15 protein-coding genes are annotated in these 14403 nt (G+C 71.3%); 9 read left to right on the top strand and 6 right to left on the bottom strand.

The window, feature by feature from the left end; translation table 11 throughout:
• Positions 1 to 29 precede the first annotated feature (29 nt).
• Positions 30 to 566, bottom strand: a complete 537-nt coding sequence (locus tag AY578_RS27065; RefSeq protein WP_019521873.1) for a hypothetical protein — start codon at positions 564 to 566, stop codon at positions 30 to 32.
• A gap of 105 nt (positions 567 to 671) precedes the next feature.
• Here AY578_RS27065 and AY578_RS27060 point away from each other — a divergent pair, with 105 nt between their 5' ends.
• Positions 672 to 1013, top strand: coding sequence for a hypothetical protein (locus tag AY578_RS27060; RefSeq protein WP_136239006.1), 342 nt, complete (start codon positions 672 to 674; stop codon positions 1011 to 1013).
• A gap of 10 nt (positions 1014 to 1023) precedes the next feature.
• On the opposite strand, the gene AY578_RS27055 is transcribed toward AY578_RS27060, so the two are convergent.
• The gene (locus AY578_RS27055; RefSeq protein WP_019521875.1) at positions 1024 to 1650 is read right to left on the bottom strand and encodes an HxlR-like winged helix-turn-helix transcriptional regulator; all 627 of its coding nucleotides are present in this window, start codon (positions 1648 to 1650) and stop codon (positions 1024 to 1026) included.
• An 81-nt stretch (positions 1651 to 1731) separates the two neighbouring features.
• Here AY578_RS27055 and AY578_RS27050 point away from each other — a divergent pair, with 81 nt between their 5' ends.
• A complete protein-coding gene (locus tag AY578_RS27050) occupies positions 1732 to 2940 on the top strand; it encodes a pyridoxal phosphate-dependent aminotransferase (protein ID WP_028961503.1) in 1209 nt (402 codons plus the stop codon).
• Between the two features lie 100 nt (positions 2941 to 3040).
• Here AY578_RS27050 and AY578_RS27045 read toward each other — a convergent pair whose 3' ends face one another.
• The gene (locus AY578_RS27045) at positions 3041 to 3841 is read right to left on the bottom strand and encodes a GNAT family N-acetyltransferase (RefSeq protein WP_136239004.1); all 801 of its coding nucleotides are present in this window, start codon (positions 3839 to 3841) and stop codon (positions 3041 to 3043) included.
• Between the two features lie 173 nt (positions 3842 to 4014).
• On the opposite strand from AY578_RS27045, the gene AY578_RS27040 reads away from it, so the two are divergent.
• A complete protein-coding gene (locus tag AY578_RS27040; protein WP_161231925.1) occupies positions 4015 to 6183 on the top strand; it encodes a TerD family protein in 2169 nt (722 codons plus the stop codon).
• A gap of 278 nt (positions 6184 to 6461) precedes the next feature.
• Here AY578_RS27040 and AY578_RS27035 read toward each other — a convergent pair whose 3' ends face one another.
• Entirely contained in the window at positions 6462 to 7193 is a 732-nt protein-coding gene (locus AY578_RS27035) for an SDR family oxidoreductase (RefSeq protein WP_215188669.1), read from the bottom strand.
• A 70-nt stretch (positions 7194 to 7263) separates the two neighbouring features.
• Between AY578_RS27035 and AY578_RS27030 the strand changes: the two genes are divergently transcribed.
• A complete protein-coding gene (locus AY578_RS27030; protein ID WP_136239003.1) occupies positions 7264 to 8121 on the top strand; it encodes a LysR family transcriptional regulator in 858 nt (285 codons plus the stop codon).
• 9 nt (positions 8122 to 8130) lie between these two features.
• Positions 8131 to 8607: a GNAT family N-acetyltransferase gene (locus tag AY578_RS27025; RefSeq protein WP_026243372.1), complete on the top strand. Its 477-nt coding sequence runs from the start codon at positions 8131 to 8133 to the stop codon at positions 8605 to 8607.
• On the opposite strand, the gene AY578_RS27020 is transcribed toward AY578_RS27025, so the two are convergent.
• Both AY578_RS27020 and AY578_RS27015 read right to left on the bottom strand, forming a co-directional pair.
• Positions 8604 to 9506: a GNAT family N-acetyltransferase gene (locus AY578_RS27020; RefSeq protein ID WP_215188670.1), complete on the bottom strand. Its 903-nt coding sequence runs from the start codon at positions 9504 to 9506 to the stop codon at positions 8604 to 8606. The two genes, AY578_RS27025 and AY578_RS27020, sit on opposite strands and share 4 nt — an antisense overlap.
• Before the next feature lie 122 nt (positions 9507 to 9628).
• On the bottom strand, positions 9629 to 10528 hold the full coding sequence (locus AY578_RS27015) for a helix-turn-helix domain-containing protein (protein ID WP_136239001.1): 900 nt from the start codon (positions 10526 to 10528) through the stop codon (positions 9629 to 9631).
• A 169-nt stretch (positions 10529 to 10697) separates the two neighbouring features.
• Between AY578_RS27015 and AY578_RS27010 the strand changes: the two genes are divergently transcribed.
• The 4 genes from AY578_RS27010 to AY578_RS26995 all read left to right on the top strand — a co-directional run bounded on the left by AY578_RS27010 (position 10698) and on the right by AY578_RS26995 (position 14377).
• Positions 10698 to 11630 carry an MBL fold metallo-hydrolase gene (locus tag AY578_RS27010; RefSeq protein ID WP_136239000.1) on the top strand — a complete coding sequence of 311 codons (933 nt, stop codon included), beginning with the start codon at positions 10698 to 10700 and terminating at the stop codon, positions 11628 to 11630.
• A gap of 160 nt (positions 11631 to 11790) precedes the next feature.
• Positions 11791 to 12756 carry an ABC transporter substrate-binding protein gene (locus AY578_RS27005; protein WP_215189088.1) on the top strand — a complete coding sequence of 322 codons (966 nt, stop codon included), beginning with the start codon at positions 11791 to 11793 and terminating at the stop codon, positions 12754 to 12756.
• The gene (locus tag AY578_RS27000) at positions 12753 to 13571 is read left to right on the top strand and encodes an ABC transporter permease (RefSeq protein WP_370878983.1); all 819 of its coding nucleotides are present in this window, start codon (positions 12753 to 12755) and stop codon (positions 13569 to 13571) included. Before AY578_RS27005 ends, AY578_RS27000 begins: the two co-directional genes overlap by 4 nt.
• Complete coding sequence (locus AY578_RS26995; protein ID WP_370878982.1) at positions 13568 to 14377, top strand: ABC transporter permease; 810 nt, start codon at positions 13568 to 13570, stop codon at positions 14375 to 14377. Before AY578_RS27000 ends, AY578_RS26995 begins: the two co-directional genes overlap by 4 nt.
• Positions 14378 to 14403 lie beyond the last annotated feature (26 nt).

Genomic DNA, 14403 nt, shown 5'->3' with positions numbered 1-14403 from the left:
GCCCGCCTTTGTGCGGGCCTTCCGCGCGTCTAGGCCGCGGGGGTGCGCTTGGCGCGGGCGTCGGCTCGGCGTAGTTCACCGGCGGTGAACACCGCGTAGGCGCCGCCGGCGAGGACCGCTCCGAAGACGGGCATCAAGCTGCGCTGCTCCCGCCGCAGTACGTCCGCGTAGGCACTGCTCGAGACCTCGGCACGTCCCCGGTGGAGGGGGGTCGTGTCGTAGACGTAGTGGCGGCCGTCCTCCACCCCGTCCGTCTGCAGGTTGTTCTCCTGTGACGCGCCGATCACCGCCATCAGCACACCGGTGACGGCCAGCACACCGAGCACGGCCTGCAGCCGACCGGGCAGGCAGCGGAAGGAGAGCCAGAGCGTCTTCCTGTCGGCGCGGGTAAGGAGCACACGCCCCACCGCGGCCAGCGCGACGGGGAGGGACAACGCCGCAGCCGCCATCCATGTCATACCGGCCGGCCAGGAGGCCCACGGCATCCAGGCGAGCACCGCCGACAGCAGAAACAGGGCGCTCAGCGCGAGCGCGATCCCCCCGTGCACCTTGTAGCTCCACCCCATGGTCGGGAGCTTGTCACGGGCTCCGGCACCCCATCATTGCCGCACTCCGGCAGAGATCACGGGTGACGGGTGCCGAACCGTCGTCGTTCGGAGGAGTATGGGCGGATGATGGAGGGCAGCGATCCGCATGTTCATGTCGCCGCCGAGGCGGGACGGGACGCCGTGGTCGTCCGGGGCGCGCTGGCGTCCACGTTCGGGCTCGCGGGTGACCTGCCCCGTGAGGTGACCACCGGGTGCGGGGTGCGCGTGCCCTGCGCGATGACCTCGCCGCGGCCGGACAAGGTCACCTGTCTCGCCTGCCGGGAGCATGCGCAGCATGAGCATCTGCGCCTCGCCGAGTGGGTCGAACGGCTGGCCGGGATGCCGGGAGCCGCCGTCGGCCCGGATCAGGCCAGGCAGGCCGCCGCCCGGCATCGGGAGCTCGCGGCGCGGTTCGCCGAGGCGTGACGCCCCGCTGTCAGGACTCCCTGAGCTGCTTGGCGAGCGGGCTGTCGCCGGTCACCTCGACGCGGCCGTCCCGGATCGCCTCCGCGAGAGGCAGGTCGCCCCGGCTGAGGGCGATGCAGGTCGGGGTGTCGAGGGTGAGGACCGCGTCCGGGACGGCGGGGGCCGGGCCGTCTCCGTAGACGGGGCCTTCGGTCGAGCCGGCGTGGACGTGGAAGCACCCCTCGTCCAGGCGCACTTCGACCAGCCCCTCCCCCTCCAGCGCCCGCAGCAGCGGCAGGGCGAACCAGTGGGCGCGGACCGCGTCGGTGGGCCGGCGTTCGCCGAGTTCCGCCTGGCCCCAGGTGCCCAGCGCCTGAAGGACAGGCAGCAACTCACGTCCTCGGGTGGTGAGTTCGTAGACGTACGCCGCGCCAGGAGGCGGAAGGCGGCGGCGGGTGGTGAGGCCGTCGCGTTCCATGTCCTTCAGCCGTGAGGCCAGTACGTCCGTGCTGACGCCCGGCAGGTCCGCGTGCAGATCGGTGTAGCGGCGCGGTCCGGCCAGCAGTTCCCGGACGATCAGCAGGGTCCAGCGGTCGCCGACGACGTCGAGCGCGCGGGCGGCGGAGCAGTACTGGTCGTAGCTTCGGCGAGGTGGCATGCCTCGCAGTCTAGACATGTCGTTGGACTTTCCAAGCACCCACTTGGTAAAACCAAGTAACACCAGAAACCGGAGGGGCGCATGGAGTTCCGGCAGTCGAGCAAGCTCAGCGAGGTCTGTTACGAGATCCGCGGCCCGGTGATCGAGCACGCCAACGCGCTGGAGGAGGCGGGGCACAGCGTGCTGCGTCTGAACACCGGCAATCCGGCCCTGTTCGGTTTCGAGGCGCCGGAGGAGATCCTCCAGGACATGATCCGGATGCTCCCGCAGGCGCACGGCTACACCGACTCGCGCGGCATCCTCTCCGCCCGCCGCGCGGTGGCCCAGCGCTACCAGACGCTCGGCCTGGAGGTCGACGTCGACGACGTCTTCCTCGGCAACGGCGTCTCCGAGCTGGTGTCGATGGCGGTGCAGGCGCTGCTGGAGGACGGCGACGAAGTCCTCATCCCCGCACCGGACTTCCCCCTGTGGACCGCGGTGACCAACCTCGCGGGCGGCAAGGCGGTGCACTACCTGTGCGACGAGCAGGCCGACTGGTACCCGGACCTCGACGACATGGCCGCGAAGATCACCGACCGCACCAGGGCCGTCGTCATCATCAACCCCAACAACCCGACGGGCGCGGTGTATCCGAAGGAGGTCGTCGAGGGCATCCTCGACCTGGCCCGCCGGCACGGCCTGATGGTGTTCGCCGACGAGATCTACGACCAGATCCTGTACGACGACGCCGTGCACCACTCGGCCGCCGCGCTCGCCCCCGACCTGGTCGTGCTGACCTTCTGCGGCCTGTCCAAGACGTACCGCGTGGCGGGTTTCCGCTCGGGCTGGCTGGTGGTCACCGGTCCCAAGCAGCACGCGAAGGACTACCTCGAGGGTCTGACCATGCTGGCGTCGATGCGGTTGTGCGCCAACGCGCCCGCGCAGTACGCCATCCAGGCCGCGCTGGGCGGACGCCAGTCCATCCGCGACCTCACCGCCCCCGGCGGCAGGCTGCGCGAACAGCGGGACGTGGCCTGGGAGAAGCTGAACGAGATCCCGGGCGTGAGCTGTGTGAAGCCGAAGGGCGCGCTGTACGCCTTCCCGCGTCTCGACCCGAAGGTGCACAAGATCCACGACGACGAGAAGTTCGTCCTGGACCTGCTGCTCCGGGAGAAGATCCAGGTGGTCCAGGGCACCGGCTTCAACTGGCCCTCCCCCGACCACTTCCGCATCCTCACGCTCCCCCACGCGGAGGACCTGGAGGCGGCGATCGGCCGGATCGGGCGGTTCCTGAGCGGGTACCGGCAGTAGGACGGCCGGGGGCGGTTCCTCAGTCCTGGAGGCCAGGGGCGGTTCCTCAGCCCTGGAGGCCAGGGGCGCTTCCTCGGACCCGGAGGCTGAGGGCGCTTCCTCAGGCCTGGAGCCCGTAGAACCGCATCGGGGAGTTGGGCCGGAAACCGATGCGGGGGTAGACCGGCGCCCCGGCGGCTGTCGCGTGCAGGGTGGCGCGGGTGGTTCCTGTGGCGCGGGCGCCCTCGTACAGGGCCTTGCGGGTCACCGCCTCGCCGTAGCCGCGGCGCTGCCACTCCGGGTCGGTGGCGACGAGCAGGACGAAGAGACGGCCCTGCGCCTCCATGGTCGCGGCGCAGGCCACGGGGGTGCCGTCGCGCAGGCCCAGATAGGCGTGGATGCCGTTCTTCCACAGCATGGAGCCGGCGAGTCCGTCGCGGCCGTCCTCGAGCGGGAAGCCGTAGGCGCGGGAGTTGATGTCCGCGTAGGCGCGGAGGTGTTCGTCGGTGGTGACACGCTCGAACGTCAGGTCGGGGTGGTGCGGTTCGGAGAGCGGTGGCAGGTCTCCGGCCATGCCCGTGCCGGGGAAGGCGTAGGCGAGGCCGGCCTGCTCGGCGGTCGCGTCCAGCGCGGTGCGCGCCTCGTCGTCGAGGAGGTCCTCGAAGAGCCAGAGGAAACCGGGGCGGCTCTTCGCCCGCATGATCTCCGCGGTCTCCTTCAGGCGCCGCGCCAGGAGTTCGGCGTCCGCGCCGACGTCGGTCAGGGTGACGCAGTTCCAGAAGGCGAACCGGCTGTCGGCCCAGCGGACGGCGATGCCGGGCAGGTCGCGGACGTCGGCGTCCGGGTCACGGTCGAGCACGACGGTCCGCCAGACGGCGGCGAGTTGTTCCATCGACTCGACGGAGTCGGCGAGATCGCGCACGGAGGATGCCTCTCGGGTGAGGGGTGCGTAGGCCCGTTCGGGCGGTACGAGTTGTACCCGCCCCGGGCCCTCCGGAAGGCCCACTGACCCACTCGGTCGAGCCGTGTCGCCCCCATGCGCCCCGCGCGAAAACCCGCGTGCGCCGGTTCGTACACCTCTGCGATCATCCACGAATGGCGCACGACCTCACTTCTCTGGTCATCCGGCACACCCACCACGTCCCCGCCCCCGAAGGCTCCGCCGGGCACGGCGCGACCGCGGCGCTGCAGTTCGACGCGGCACTCATGTCTGTGGGCTTCAAGCTCTCGGCGGAGCTGTTGGAGCGGCTGTCGGGGCTGTCCGGGGCCGCGGTCGTGCACACCGCACGGCGGACCCTGCACACGGTGCGCGAGATGGTGGGCGACCACGTCCGGCACAACGCGTACTTCATCGACTTCCCGGCCAACGTTCCGGACACCGAGGAGTTCTGGATCGAGTGCGTGAGGAAGGCGCTCGACGACGCGGCGCGCGGGAGCGTGCTGAGGCAGCTGTCGCGCGGGGTGCTGGACCTGCTCACCCTCCCGACGTACGGCCGCTACCAGCACACGTACGAGCAGCTGCTCGCGGCGCAGGACGAGCTGATCGCCTCGGCGGGCGACCGGGTGACCGTTCTGCACCTCGGGCGGAACCTGGACGACGAACTCACCGACCTGTACCTGGCCCTGGCGGGCAGCGCGACGCCGCTGAACGAGGAGCACCTGAGCGACCTCAGGATCCTCGCCCGGCACTGCGTGCTCGGCCCGCAGCCCGAGTCGATCCCCGTCCGGGAGAACCGGGCGGTCGTCAACGAGGCCCGCCTCATGGCCGGCGCGGACCTGCTGCTCGACACCGTCACCGACGTGCTGCGGCTGGTCTGCGCGCTGTCGGGCGGAGACGTGACGCTGCTGGAGCCGACCCGGTTCCGGTCGCTGCCCCGGCCGGTCCGCCGTGCCCTGCTCGCGGGCCTGGACGCCGTCGTCGCGGCGAACCCCGCCAAGCTGGCCGACGTGCACGCCCACCGCGAGCCCTTCAAGCGGCTCGGTGAGCGGCTCCACCCGCACGAGTACCCGCGGTGGCCGCACGCGGCCGAGGTGTTCGCGGTGGCCCGTGGGGAGAAGGAGGCGCGGTCGTTCGACAGCCGTCTCGAGCGGCTGCTCGACGCGTACGACGTACCCGGCGCGGTACGGCTGCTGGAGGCCGCGCCCGGCAAGCTGTTCCGCGCCCTGGACCTGCTGCTGCGTATCGCCTCCGGTCAGGAGGAGCGGGACGCCGTGGTGGCCGCGGCGGTGCGGGTCGCTCCGCGGGTCTCCGGGCGGGTCGTGCTGTCCGTCCGTGAGCACTTCCAGAACCGGGAACGGCAGACCGGCGAACCCCGGATCTTCGTCAACCGCCGTGGCCGCGGCTGGGCCACTCCCGACGCCCGGCGTCCGGTGCCGGCCGCCGACCGGGACCGCCTGGTCGCCGCCCTCGACGCGGAGATGCGCCGCAGACTGCCGGCGCCCGGCCGACTGCTGGTCGACCCGGACGTCCTCGACGTGGCGCTCCCGCTCAGCGGCAGGGCGGCCGCGGCCGGGCTCGGCGTGCTGCCGCGCGGCTCGGTCTCCCCGGTCGACGGGGAACGGCTGCGCTTCTTCGTGTACTGGAAGGAGGCGGCGCAGCGCACCGACTACGACCTCTCCGCGCTGCTCCTCCGCGCCGACTACACCACCGACTCGTGGCTGTCGTACACCTCGCTCAAGACGGTCGCGGGTGTGCACTCGGGGGACGTCACCGAGGCGCCGAACGGCGCCTCGGAGTTCATCGAGCTGTCCCTGGACCGGGTGCGCGGCGCCTTCATCGTCCCCCAGGTCAACATCTTCGCCGGCGAGGGCTTCGACGAGGTCGAGGAGTCGTTCTTCGGCTTCATGCTGCGGGACGGCGAGCAGAAGGGCCGGCCGTTCGAGCCGCGCACGGTGCGGATGAAGTCGGACCTGCGCGGCGCGGGACGGGTGGCGCTGCCGCTGGTGTTCCGGCGGGAGGACGACGGGCGGTGGCGCGCGAAGTGGCTGCATCTGTATCTGCGGGGCATCTCCTCGGCCAACCGGGTGGAGGAGAACCAGGTGTCGGTGTCCAAGGTGGTGCGGGCCGTGGTGGAGCGGGAGTACCTGACGGTGCGGTACCTCACCGGCCTGATGGCCGACCGTGGGACGGCCGTGGGGGTGTGGGACGGCACGTCGGTCCCGGACGAGCCGGTGACGTACATCGGTCTGGAACGTCCCGAGGGGCTGCACCCGGACTCGGTCGTCGTCACCCGCGAAAATCTGCGCGACCTCATCCCGGAGTGAGTGCTAGCGTGTTTCACGGCAAGGCCATGAAAGGGCTTCCTTCTCAACTCCTTCTGACGCAAGTCCTTTCGCTCTCCTTGCCACCGACGTCACCCCGGGCGGCACCCGCATCACGTTGCGGGCGCCGCCCGGAGTTGTTCGTGGGCTGAGGCGCGGAGGCCTGCCCTTCGGACCGCGCGTGCGACCCGGGCGCTGCGGCCCGTCGGGCGACGGCGCGGTCTCCGGCCCGCCCGTCCCGTCCGGGCCGGCCCCCGTCCCTCGCTTCCCTGACAGACGGCTCACCAGGGAACTGGGCCGTGCTCGTCGAAGAAGCCGCCGGTCGGCCCGTCGTCGGGCAGCGTGGCGAGCCGGACGACCACGGCCGCGCTGTCGGCCGCGGTGCGGGTGAGGCCGGGGAACGCGGTGGTGAAGTCGGTCGCACACGGCCCCGGATCGGCGGCGTTGACCAGGATGTCGCGACTGCGCAGTTCCTTGGCGTACTGCACGGTCAGCGAGTTGAGTGCGGTCTTGGACGGAACGTACGCGGCCATCGGGGGCCGGGTGGTGAAGTAGTCCTCGGGATCGGTCATCCGGGCGAGGGAGCCCAGTCCACTGCTGACATTGACGATCCGGGCGGCGGGGGAACGGGCGAGCAGCGGCAGCATCGTGGTGGTCACGCTGATCACACCGAACACGTTGGTCTCGAACACCTCACGCACAAGGGGCAGTTCGGCACTGCCAGGGCTCTGGGCGGCGAGGTCGCCGGAGATGCCGGCGTTGTTGACCAGGACGTCCAGCCGGCCGAAGCGCTCGTCGATCCAGCGGGCGGCGGACAGGACGCTCGCGCGGTCGGTGACGTCCAGGGTGACCGGGTGCACCCGCGGGCCCAGGTCGGCTGCGGCTGCCGCGCCGCGGTCCGGGTCGCGTGAGGCCAGCAGGACGTTCGCGCCGAGGGAGGCGAGCTGGGCTGCGACCTCGCGCCCGATGCCCTTGTTGGCGCCGGTGACCAGGGCAGTCGTGGTTTGTGTCATGCGTTCAGCCCACCATGGGGCCGGCCGGGAGTTCCAACACCGATCAGGTACGCGGCGATACCGTGCGGGTATGGAAGGACTCGAGGTCCGAGAACTCGTCTACTTCACCGCGGTCGCCGAAGAACTGCACTTCGGCCGTGCGGCCGCCCGGCTGGGGATGGCCCAGCCGCCGCTCTCCCGCGCCATTCAGCAGCTCGAACGACGGCTGGGCGTCACCCTGTTGGAACGCAGCAGTCGCCGGGTCGCACTGACCGAGGCGGGGGCCGTCCTGCTCCGCGAGAGCCGTAGGGTGCTCGACGCCGCGTCGGCCGCGGCGCGCCGCACCCGGCGGGCCGGCCGCGCCGAACCGCAGCTGGTCCTGGCCGTCAAGCCGGGCGGCGACGGTGGCCTGCTGCCCGCGATCCTCGACGCCTATCAGGCTGAGCCGGGTGCGCTGCCGGTCGAGCTGGTGTGGAGCTTCGGCGAGCGTGAGGTCCTCCTGCGGGAGGGGCGTGCCGACGCCGCCCTGCTTCACCGCCCCCGGAACGACCTCACCGGTCTGGACACCCAGGACCTCCTGACCGAGACGCAACTTCTCGTGATGCCGCGTTCACATCGCCTCGCGGGCCGTACCCGGGTCTGCCTGAACGAGCTCGCCGGGGAGCCCCTGCCGCGCCGGCCGGGCGCATCCGAGGGCGGCTCGCACGGACACCGAATCCACGACCTCGGGCAGCTTCTCCACCTCATCGCCTTGGGCCGCACGGTCGCCGTTCTGCCCTCCTCCATCCGCGACCAGCTCCGCGACGACCTGGTCGCCGTCCCGGTCGAGGATGCCGAGCCCACCACGCTCGTCCTCGCCTGGCCCGAGCACGCCACCTCCCCGGCCCTGGCCGCCTTCGTCCGCGTGGCCGCCGCCGTGGCGGACAAGGCGACGGGCCACGGCGGGTAGGTTCCCGACGTGAGTGATGACGGCAGGACCCGGATCCGATGCGCGCAGGAAGCCGACGCAGCCGTGATCGCGCGCATCCACATGGCCTCTCGGTCGGCCACCATGCCGTACCTGCCCCCGCAGAAGCGCAGTCCTGAGCAGGTGACCCGATGGGTCCGTGACGTGCTGCTCAAGCTGTGCCGGACGTGGGTCGCGGTGCGTGACGCGGAGATCATCGGCTATGCGGCCCTCGACGGCGACATGCTCGAACACCTCTATCTGCGTCCGGACGTCCGCCGGCAGGGAGTCGGCACGCTTCTGCTCGACGAGGTCAGGCGGCACAGCCTTGACGGGGTGTCCCTGCACGTCTTCCAGCAGAACACCGATGCCCGCGCGTTCTACGAGAGCCACGGTTTCACCGTCCTCGACACCGCCGACGGTGATCGCAACATGGAGAACCTGCCCGACATGACGCTTCGCTGGACGCCGAACCCCACGGAGGTCTAAGCGTCCCGGCCCGTCACCGGGTGGAAGTTGAAGCGTTCGCTGACGATCGGGAAGCCGACCTTCGCGAAGCACGCCGCCATCGGGATGTTGCCGCGGTCCGTGGCCGCGCCGACGTACTCCGCGCCCTGGTCGGCCAGGAGGCGGGTGCATTCCACGAGGAGGTCGAAGGCGTAGCCGTGGCCGCGGTGTTCCGGGACGACGCCTATGAAGCCGATCGTCGGGCCCGACGGGTTGTGCGCCGGGATGTGGATGCCGGCCAGCTCGCCGTCCGGGGTGTGGGCGGTCTGCCACCACTCGCGTGGGGACGGGCACCAGTGGAAGAAGTCGAGTTCCTCCTGGGCCGCCCGGTCGAGGCCGCCCGCCTCGATCGCCTTGAGCGCGTGGGCGTCCAACGTCGCGGAGTGGATGCGGCGCAGTGCGTCGAAGAAGACGGCGTCGTCGGGTTCGGCGCGGAAGGTCAGACGGCCGGGGCGGTCGGGGAGGCCCCGGTCCGGCGTCCAGCGGTACCGGAAGCGTTCCACCAGGAGTTCGTAACCGGCGGCGCGTGCGGCGGTGAAGCGGGTCTCGGCGGCCCGGCTCAGGGCCGGGTCGTCGCGCCAGCCGGCGGGCAGGTTGATCTCGAGTTCGACCTGCCGGGGCGCGCAGCGCAGGAGTTCGGCCCCCGCCTCCTCCTCGCCCTCGGCCACGTCGAACCAGTTGACGTTGATCGGCTCCGGGTCGTCGGGCCCGCCCCACCACGCGCCGCGCGCCACGACCTCTCCGTCGCGCAGGGCGACGCGCTTCCAGTCGGGGCGGAATCGCGTACGCCGGTGGGTCTCACGGGCGCCCAGCGGGTCGGGAAGTGCGTCGAACAGGTGGGCGTCGCTCGCGGAGAGCGCGCGGATGACCAGGTCGGTCACGGATTCCTCCGGGGTGCTTTCTGAAGCGCTCCCGGTCAGAACTCGTCGTGCACGCCGGGACGGTGGGGAAGGGAGCGCTGGAATGGGGTGAACCGCACGGCACTCGCCTCCTTCCGTCCGAGTCAGGGCGTGGGGGCACACGCTACGGGGGCGTTCGTGGTTCGTCCACGGGATTTCAGAGCTTCCAGGGCTGCCGCCGAGCGCGAGCCGGGTTCCGCCGTGAAGGTGACCAGGGACTGGCCCGGTTCCTTCGGAACGTCGAACGTCTGCTGGGTGACGGTCAGTTCGCCTGCGGCCGGGTGGGCGAGGGCGTGCACGTCACGGCCGCAGGGGGCGACGGTGTGGGCGTCCCACAAGCTCTTGAACTCCGCGCTCTGTGCGCTTAGTTCGGCGACCAGTGCGGCCAGGCAGGTGTCCCCCGGGTTGCGCGCGGTCAGGATGCGCAGGTTGCCGACCACCGCCCGGGCCTTCGCGGGCCAGTCGCGGTAGAGGGCGCGGGTGGGGGCGTCCAGGAAGACCAGGCGGGAGAGGTTGGGGCGGGCGGCGGCGTCGTCGGGGGCGGCGAAGTCCAGGTGGGGGGCGAGAAGGGCATGGCCGGTGCGGTTCCAGGCCAGTACGTCGTTGCGGCGGCCGACGACCAGGGCGGGGACGTGGGCGGCCATGGTGGTCAGGAGCGTACGCAGGTCGGCGGAGACGGTCTCCGCGCCGCCGGGTGCGGTCGCGCGGCGGGTGCGGTGGGCGGCCGTCGAGGACAGGTCGTGCAGGTGGTCCCGTTCGGCCGGGGACAGGTGCATCGCCCTGGCCAGCGCGTCGAGGACTTCCGGTGAGGCGTTGCCCTGCCGGCCCTGTTCGAGCCGTGTGTAGTAGCCGGCGCTGACGCCCGCGAGCAGGGCGACCTCCTCGCGACGCAGCCCGGGGACGCGCCGCCGGTCCCCGTACCGGGGCAGGCCGACGTCGTCGGGGCTCAGCCGCGCCCGCCGCGCCTTCAGGTACGCGCCGAGCGGTGATGTGCGGTCGTCCATACGGCCAGTATGCGCGGGGGCGGTGGGGCGGAGCCTGCACCTGTCAGGGGTAGGCAAGGGCGGGGCTGGTGGCGGGTGGGGCGGGGGCCGCAGAGTCGGTCGTACGGCCGCGCCGCCCGCTGCGGAGACGGCCCGCCACCCCTGCGCCAACCTCTTGCGAGGGAGACCCATGCCCACCGCCCGCACCGCATCGCCCCAGGTCACCACCCTCCGCCTGGGTGACGTCGAGATCACCCGCGTCATCGAGTTCTCCGACATCTCCCCGATGACGACCGACGTCTTCTTCCCCGGCAGCAAGCCGGAGGAGTGGCAGCGGCACGCCGCGCTGCTGGACCCGGACCACTGGGACGCCCGTACCGACCTGACCCGTGTCGCCACCCAGTCGTGGGTGCTGCGCAGCGAGGGCAGGGTGATCGTGATCGACACGGGGGCGGGGAACGGCAAGTACCGTCCCCTGCAGCCGATCTGGTCGTACCTGGACACCGGCTACCTGGCCGATCTGGCCGCCGCCGGCGTGCGCCCGGAGGACGTCGATCTCGTCGTGAACACCCACCTGCACGACGACCACGTCGGCTGGAACACCTGCCTCGACGGCCGTGACTGGGTGCCGACGTTCCCCAACGCGACGTATCTGATGCCGGCGATCGACGTGACGTACTGGCATCCCGACAACCTGCACCGCACCCAGTTCGGGCGGGGCAACCAGAACGTGTACGAGGACAGCGTGCAGCCGGTGATCGACGCGGGGCTCGTCACGACGTGGGAGGGGTCCTACGTCATCGACGGCAATCTCCGACTGGAGCCCGCCCCCGGCCACACCCCGGGTTCGGCGGTCGTCCACCTGGAGTCCGGGGGTGAACGGGCGGTGTTTGCCGGGGACTTGCTGCACGGGGCGATCCAGATCCACGAGCCGCATCTGAACAGCTGCTTCGAGGAGGACGAGGAGGGCGCCCGCGCCAGCCGCGCACGGATGTTCGCGTACGCGGCCGACCATCGCGCTCTGGTGTTCCCGGCTCATCTGCCGGGGCAGGGTGCGTTCGAGATCCGGCGGGAGGGAAGCGGGTTCGGGCTGGCCCGGTGGGCGCCGTTCTCCCGCATGTAATGCGCTTTTGACGCTTCGGGACTTGGCTGTCCTCATGACGGTGGTTGTTGAAGACTGACCTACCAATGGGTTGACCCCCCGTAGGGCCTGCCCCTAGGTTCCCCGCATCAACGTTCGTACGGCCTGCGCACACCTACACCGTGACCAGCCAGGAGGCCTTGTGCGTCGTCTGCCAGCCGGACTTGTCGCCGTCGCGTTGCTCGCCGTCGCGGCGACGGCATGCGGGTCGTCCTCGTCCGGGTCCTCCGGAAAGTCGTCGGACGGTGTCACCACCGTGAAGGTCGGTGTGATCCCCATCGTCGACGTGGCCCCCATCTACCTGGGCGAGAAGAAGGGCTTCTACAAGGAGCGCGGCCTCGACCTCACGCTGGAGACCAGCCAGGGCGGCGCGGCGATCGTGCCGGGGGTGGTCAGCGGGCAGTTCCAGTTCGGGTTCAGCAACACGACGTCGCTGATGGTCGCCCGGAGCCGCAACGTCCCCGTGCGGGCGGTCGCCAACGGGGTCGCCTCCACCGGGAAGGCGGGTGCGGACTTCGGCGGCGTGGTCGTCAAGGGCGACAGCCCCGTCAAGTCGCCCAAGGATCTGGCCGGGAAGAAGGTCGCGGTCAACACGCTGAAGAACATCGGCGACACCTCCGTACGGGAGTCCGTACGCAAGGCCGGCGGCGACCCGAAAAGCGTGGAGTTCGTGGAACTCCCCTTCGACCAGATGCCCGCCGCCCTGGACGCCGGGCAGGTCGACGCCGCCTGGGTCGTCGAGCCGTCCCTCTCGGTCGCCAGGGAGCAGGGCGCCCGGGTGGTCGCGTCCAACTTCGTCGACGTCTCGCCCGACCTCACCATCGCCCTTTACTTCACTTCCGACAAACTGGCTCAGCAGGACCCGGACTTGGTGAAGAAGTTCGCCGAGGCGACCCGCGAGTCCCTCGCCTATGCCGCCGGCCACCCGGACGAGGTGCGGGACATACTCGCCGCCTACACCAAGATCCCCGAGAAGACGGTGCAGGCCCTGACGCTCCCCCGCTGGCCCGAGCAACCGGACCGCGCGTCCCTGGAGCGGCTGGGTGAACTCGGACGCCAGGACGGCCTGTTCGACAAGTCCCCCGACCTGGACGCGCTGCTGCCGTGACCCGGGCGGTGGTCAACGGCGGCCCCTCCGTGGTCCGCCGACGAGGGCCGGGGAACGCCGTACTCGGCCTCGCCGGGCTCTGCGGCTTCCTCGCCCTGGTCGAGGCGCTGCCCCGGCTCGGGTTCGTCTCCCCCGACCACCTTCCGCCCAGCACCGACATCGCCGCCGCCCTGGTGGACGAGATGTCCGACGCCGCCTTCTGGACGGCGCTCGGCGACACCCTGACCGGCTGGGCCCTCGGCCTGTTGATCGCCACCACCGCGGGCATCACCGCGGGCATGGTCATCAGCATCGTCCCGTATCTGCGGGAGGCGACGGCCAGTACCGTCGAGTTTCTGCGGCCCATCCCCTCGGTGGCCCTGATCCCCCTCGCCGTCCTGCTGTTCGGCACCGATCTGCGCTCCACCCTGCTGCTGGTCGTCTACGCCGCCTTCTGGCAGGTCCTCGTCCAGGTCCTGTACGGCGTCCAGGACACCGACCCGGTGGCGGAGGAGACCGCCCGCTCCTACGGCCTGGGGACCTGGGCACGCATCCGCCATGTGCTGTGGCCGACCGCCCTGCCGTACGTCATGACCGGTGTGCGGCTCGCCGCGGCCGTCTCACTCGTCCTCGCGATCACCGCCGAACTCGTCATCGGCACACCTGGGTTGGGCGCCCGGATCGCCGTCGCGCAGACCTCCCACGCCGTCCCCGACATGTACGCGCTGGTCGCCGTCACCGGACTCGTCGGTGTCCTGATCAACGCGGGCGCCCGTGCGGTGGAGCGGCGCTCGCTGGCCTGGCACCAGTCCGTGCGGGGCGAGGTGACCCCGTGAAGCGCGCGTCCACCGGTCGTCCTCAGGTGCTGCGTACCGCCCTGCTGCAGCTGCTGCTCGCCCTCGGGCTGCCTGTTGTCCTCGCGACGGTGTGGTGGTTCGCCTCCGCCGGCAGCACCGACGTCTACTGGCCGCCGTTGCGCACGATCCTGGAGACCGGACGCGAGGTGTGGACGGCCGAGCGGATCACCACCGACGTGGTGCCCAGCGTCACGCGGCTGCTGGCCGGCTTCACCGCGGCGGGCGTCCTCGGCGTGGCGCTCGGTGTCGTCATCGGCACGTTTCCGCGGGTGCGGGCCGTCATGGAACCGGTGCTGGAGTTCCTGCGCGCCGTGCCGCCGCCAGTCCTGGTGCCCGTCATCATGCTGTTCGCGGGGATCGGCGACACCATGAAGGTCGTGGTCATCGTCTCCGGTTGTGTCTGGCCGGTGCTGCTGAACACGGTCGAGGGCGTACGGGCGGTCGACGGTGTGCTGGCCGAGACCGCCCGCTCGTACGGCGTCGGGGGCGTGGCGCGCCTGCGTCACTTGGTCCTGCCGTCCGCGTCGCCGCAGATCTTCGCGGGGCTGCGGCAGGCACTGTCGATCGGCGTCATCCTGATGGTCATCAGCGAGATGTTCGCGGCGAGCAACGGACTGGGGTTCGCCGTCGTCCAGTTCCAGCGGAGTTTCGCGATCCCGGAGATGTGGAGCGGCATCCTGCTGCTCGGTCTGCTCGGCGTGCTCCTCGCCCTGGTGTTCCGGGCCGTGGAACGCCGCGCCCTGGCCTGGTACCACGGCCTGCGCCGGTCCCGGAGGGCGTCATGACGGGCGGCGGCGGCCCCGCGTATCCA

Origin of the sequence: Streptomyces thermocarboxydus, from assembly GCF_024760485.1 — a bacterium.
In the GTDB taxonomy this organism is placed as follows: Bacteria; Actinomycetota; Actinomycetes; order Streptomycetales; family Streptomycetaceae; genus Streptomyces; species Streptomyces cellulosae.
Note: the sequence above shows the minus strand (reverse complement) of the source record. Positions and strands in the feature narration are given on the sequence as shown.

Excerpts from the sequence above, each read along its gene's own strand:
- AY578_RS27065 (WP_019521873.1), bottom strand. The coding sequence starts at position 566 with ATGGGGTGGAGCTACAAGGTGCACGGGGGGATCGCGCTCGCGCTGAGC.
- AY578_RS27060 (WP_136239006.1), top strand. The coding sequence starts at position 672 with ATGATGGAGGGCAGCGATCCGCATGTTCATGTCGCCGCCGAGGCGGGA.
- AY578_RS27055 (WP_019521875.1), bottom strand. The coding sequence starts at position 1,650 with ATGCCACCTCGCCGAAGCTACGACCAGTACTGCTCCGCCGCCCGCGCG.
- AY578_RS27050 (WP_028961503.1), top strand. The coding sequence starts at position 1,732 with ATGGAGTTCCGGCAGTCGAGCAAGCTCAGCGAGGTCTGTTACGAGATC.
- AY578_RS27040 (WP_161231925.1), top strand. The coding sequence starts at position 4,015 with ATGGCGCACGACCTCACTTCTCTGGTCATCCGGCACACCCACCACGTC.
- AY578_RS27035 (WP_215188669.1), bottom strand. The coding sequence starts at position 7,193 with ATGACACAAACCACGACTGCCCTGGTCACCGGCGCCAACAAGGGCATC.
- AY578_RS27030 (WP_136239003.1), top strand. The coding sequence starts at position 7,264 with ATGGAAGGACTCGAGGTCCGAGAACTCGTCTACTTCACCGCGGTCGCC.
- AY578_RS27015 (WP_136239001.1), bottom strand. The coding sequence starts at position 10,528 with ATGGACGACCGCACATCACCGCTCGGCGCGTACCTGAAGGCGCGGCGG.
- AY578_RS27010 (WP_136239000.1), top strand. The coding sequence starts at position 10,698 with ATGCCCACCGCCCGCACCGCATCGCCCCAGGTCACCACCCTCCGCCTG.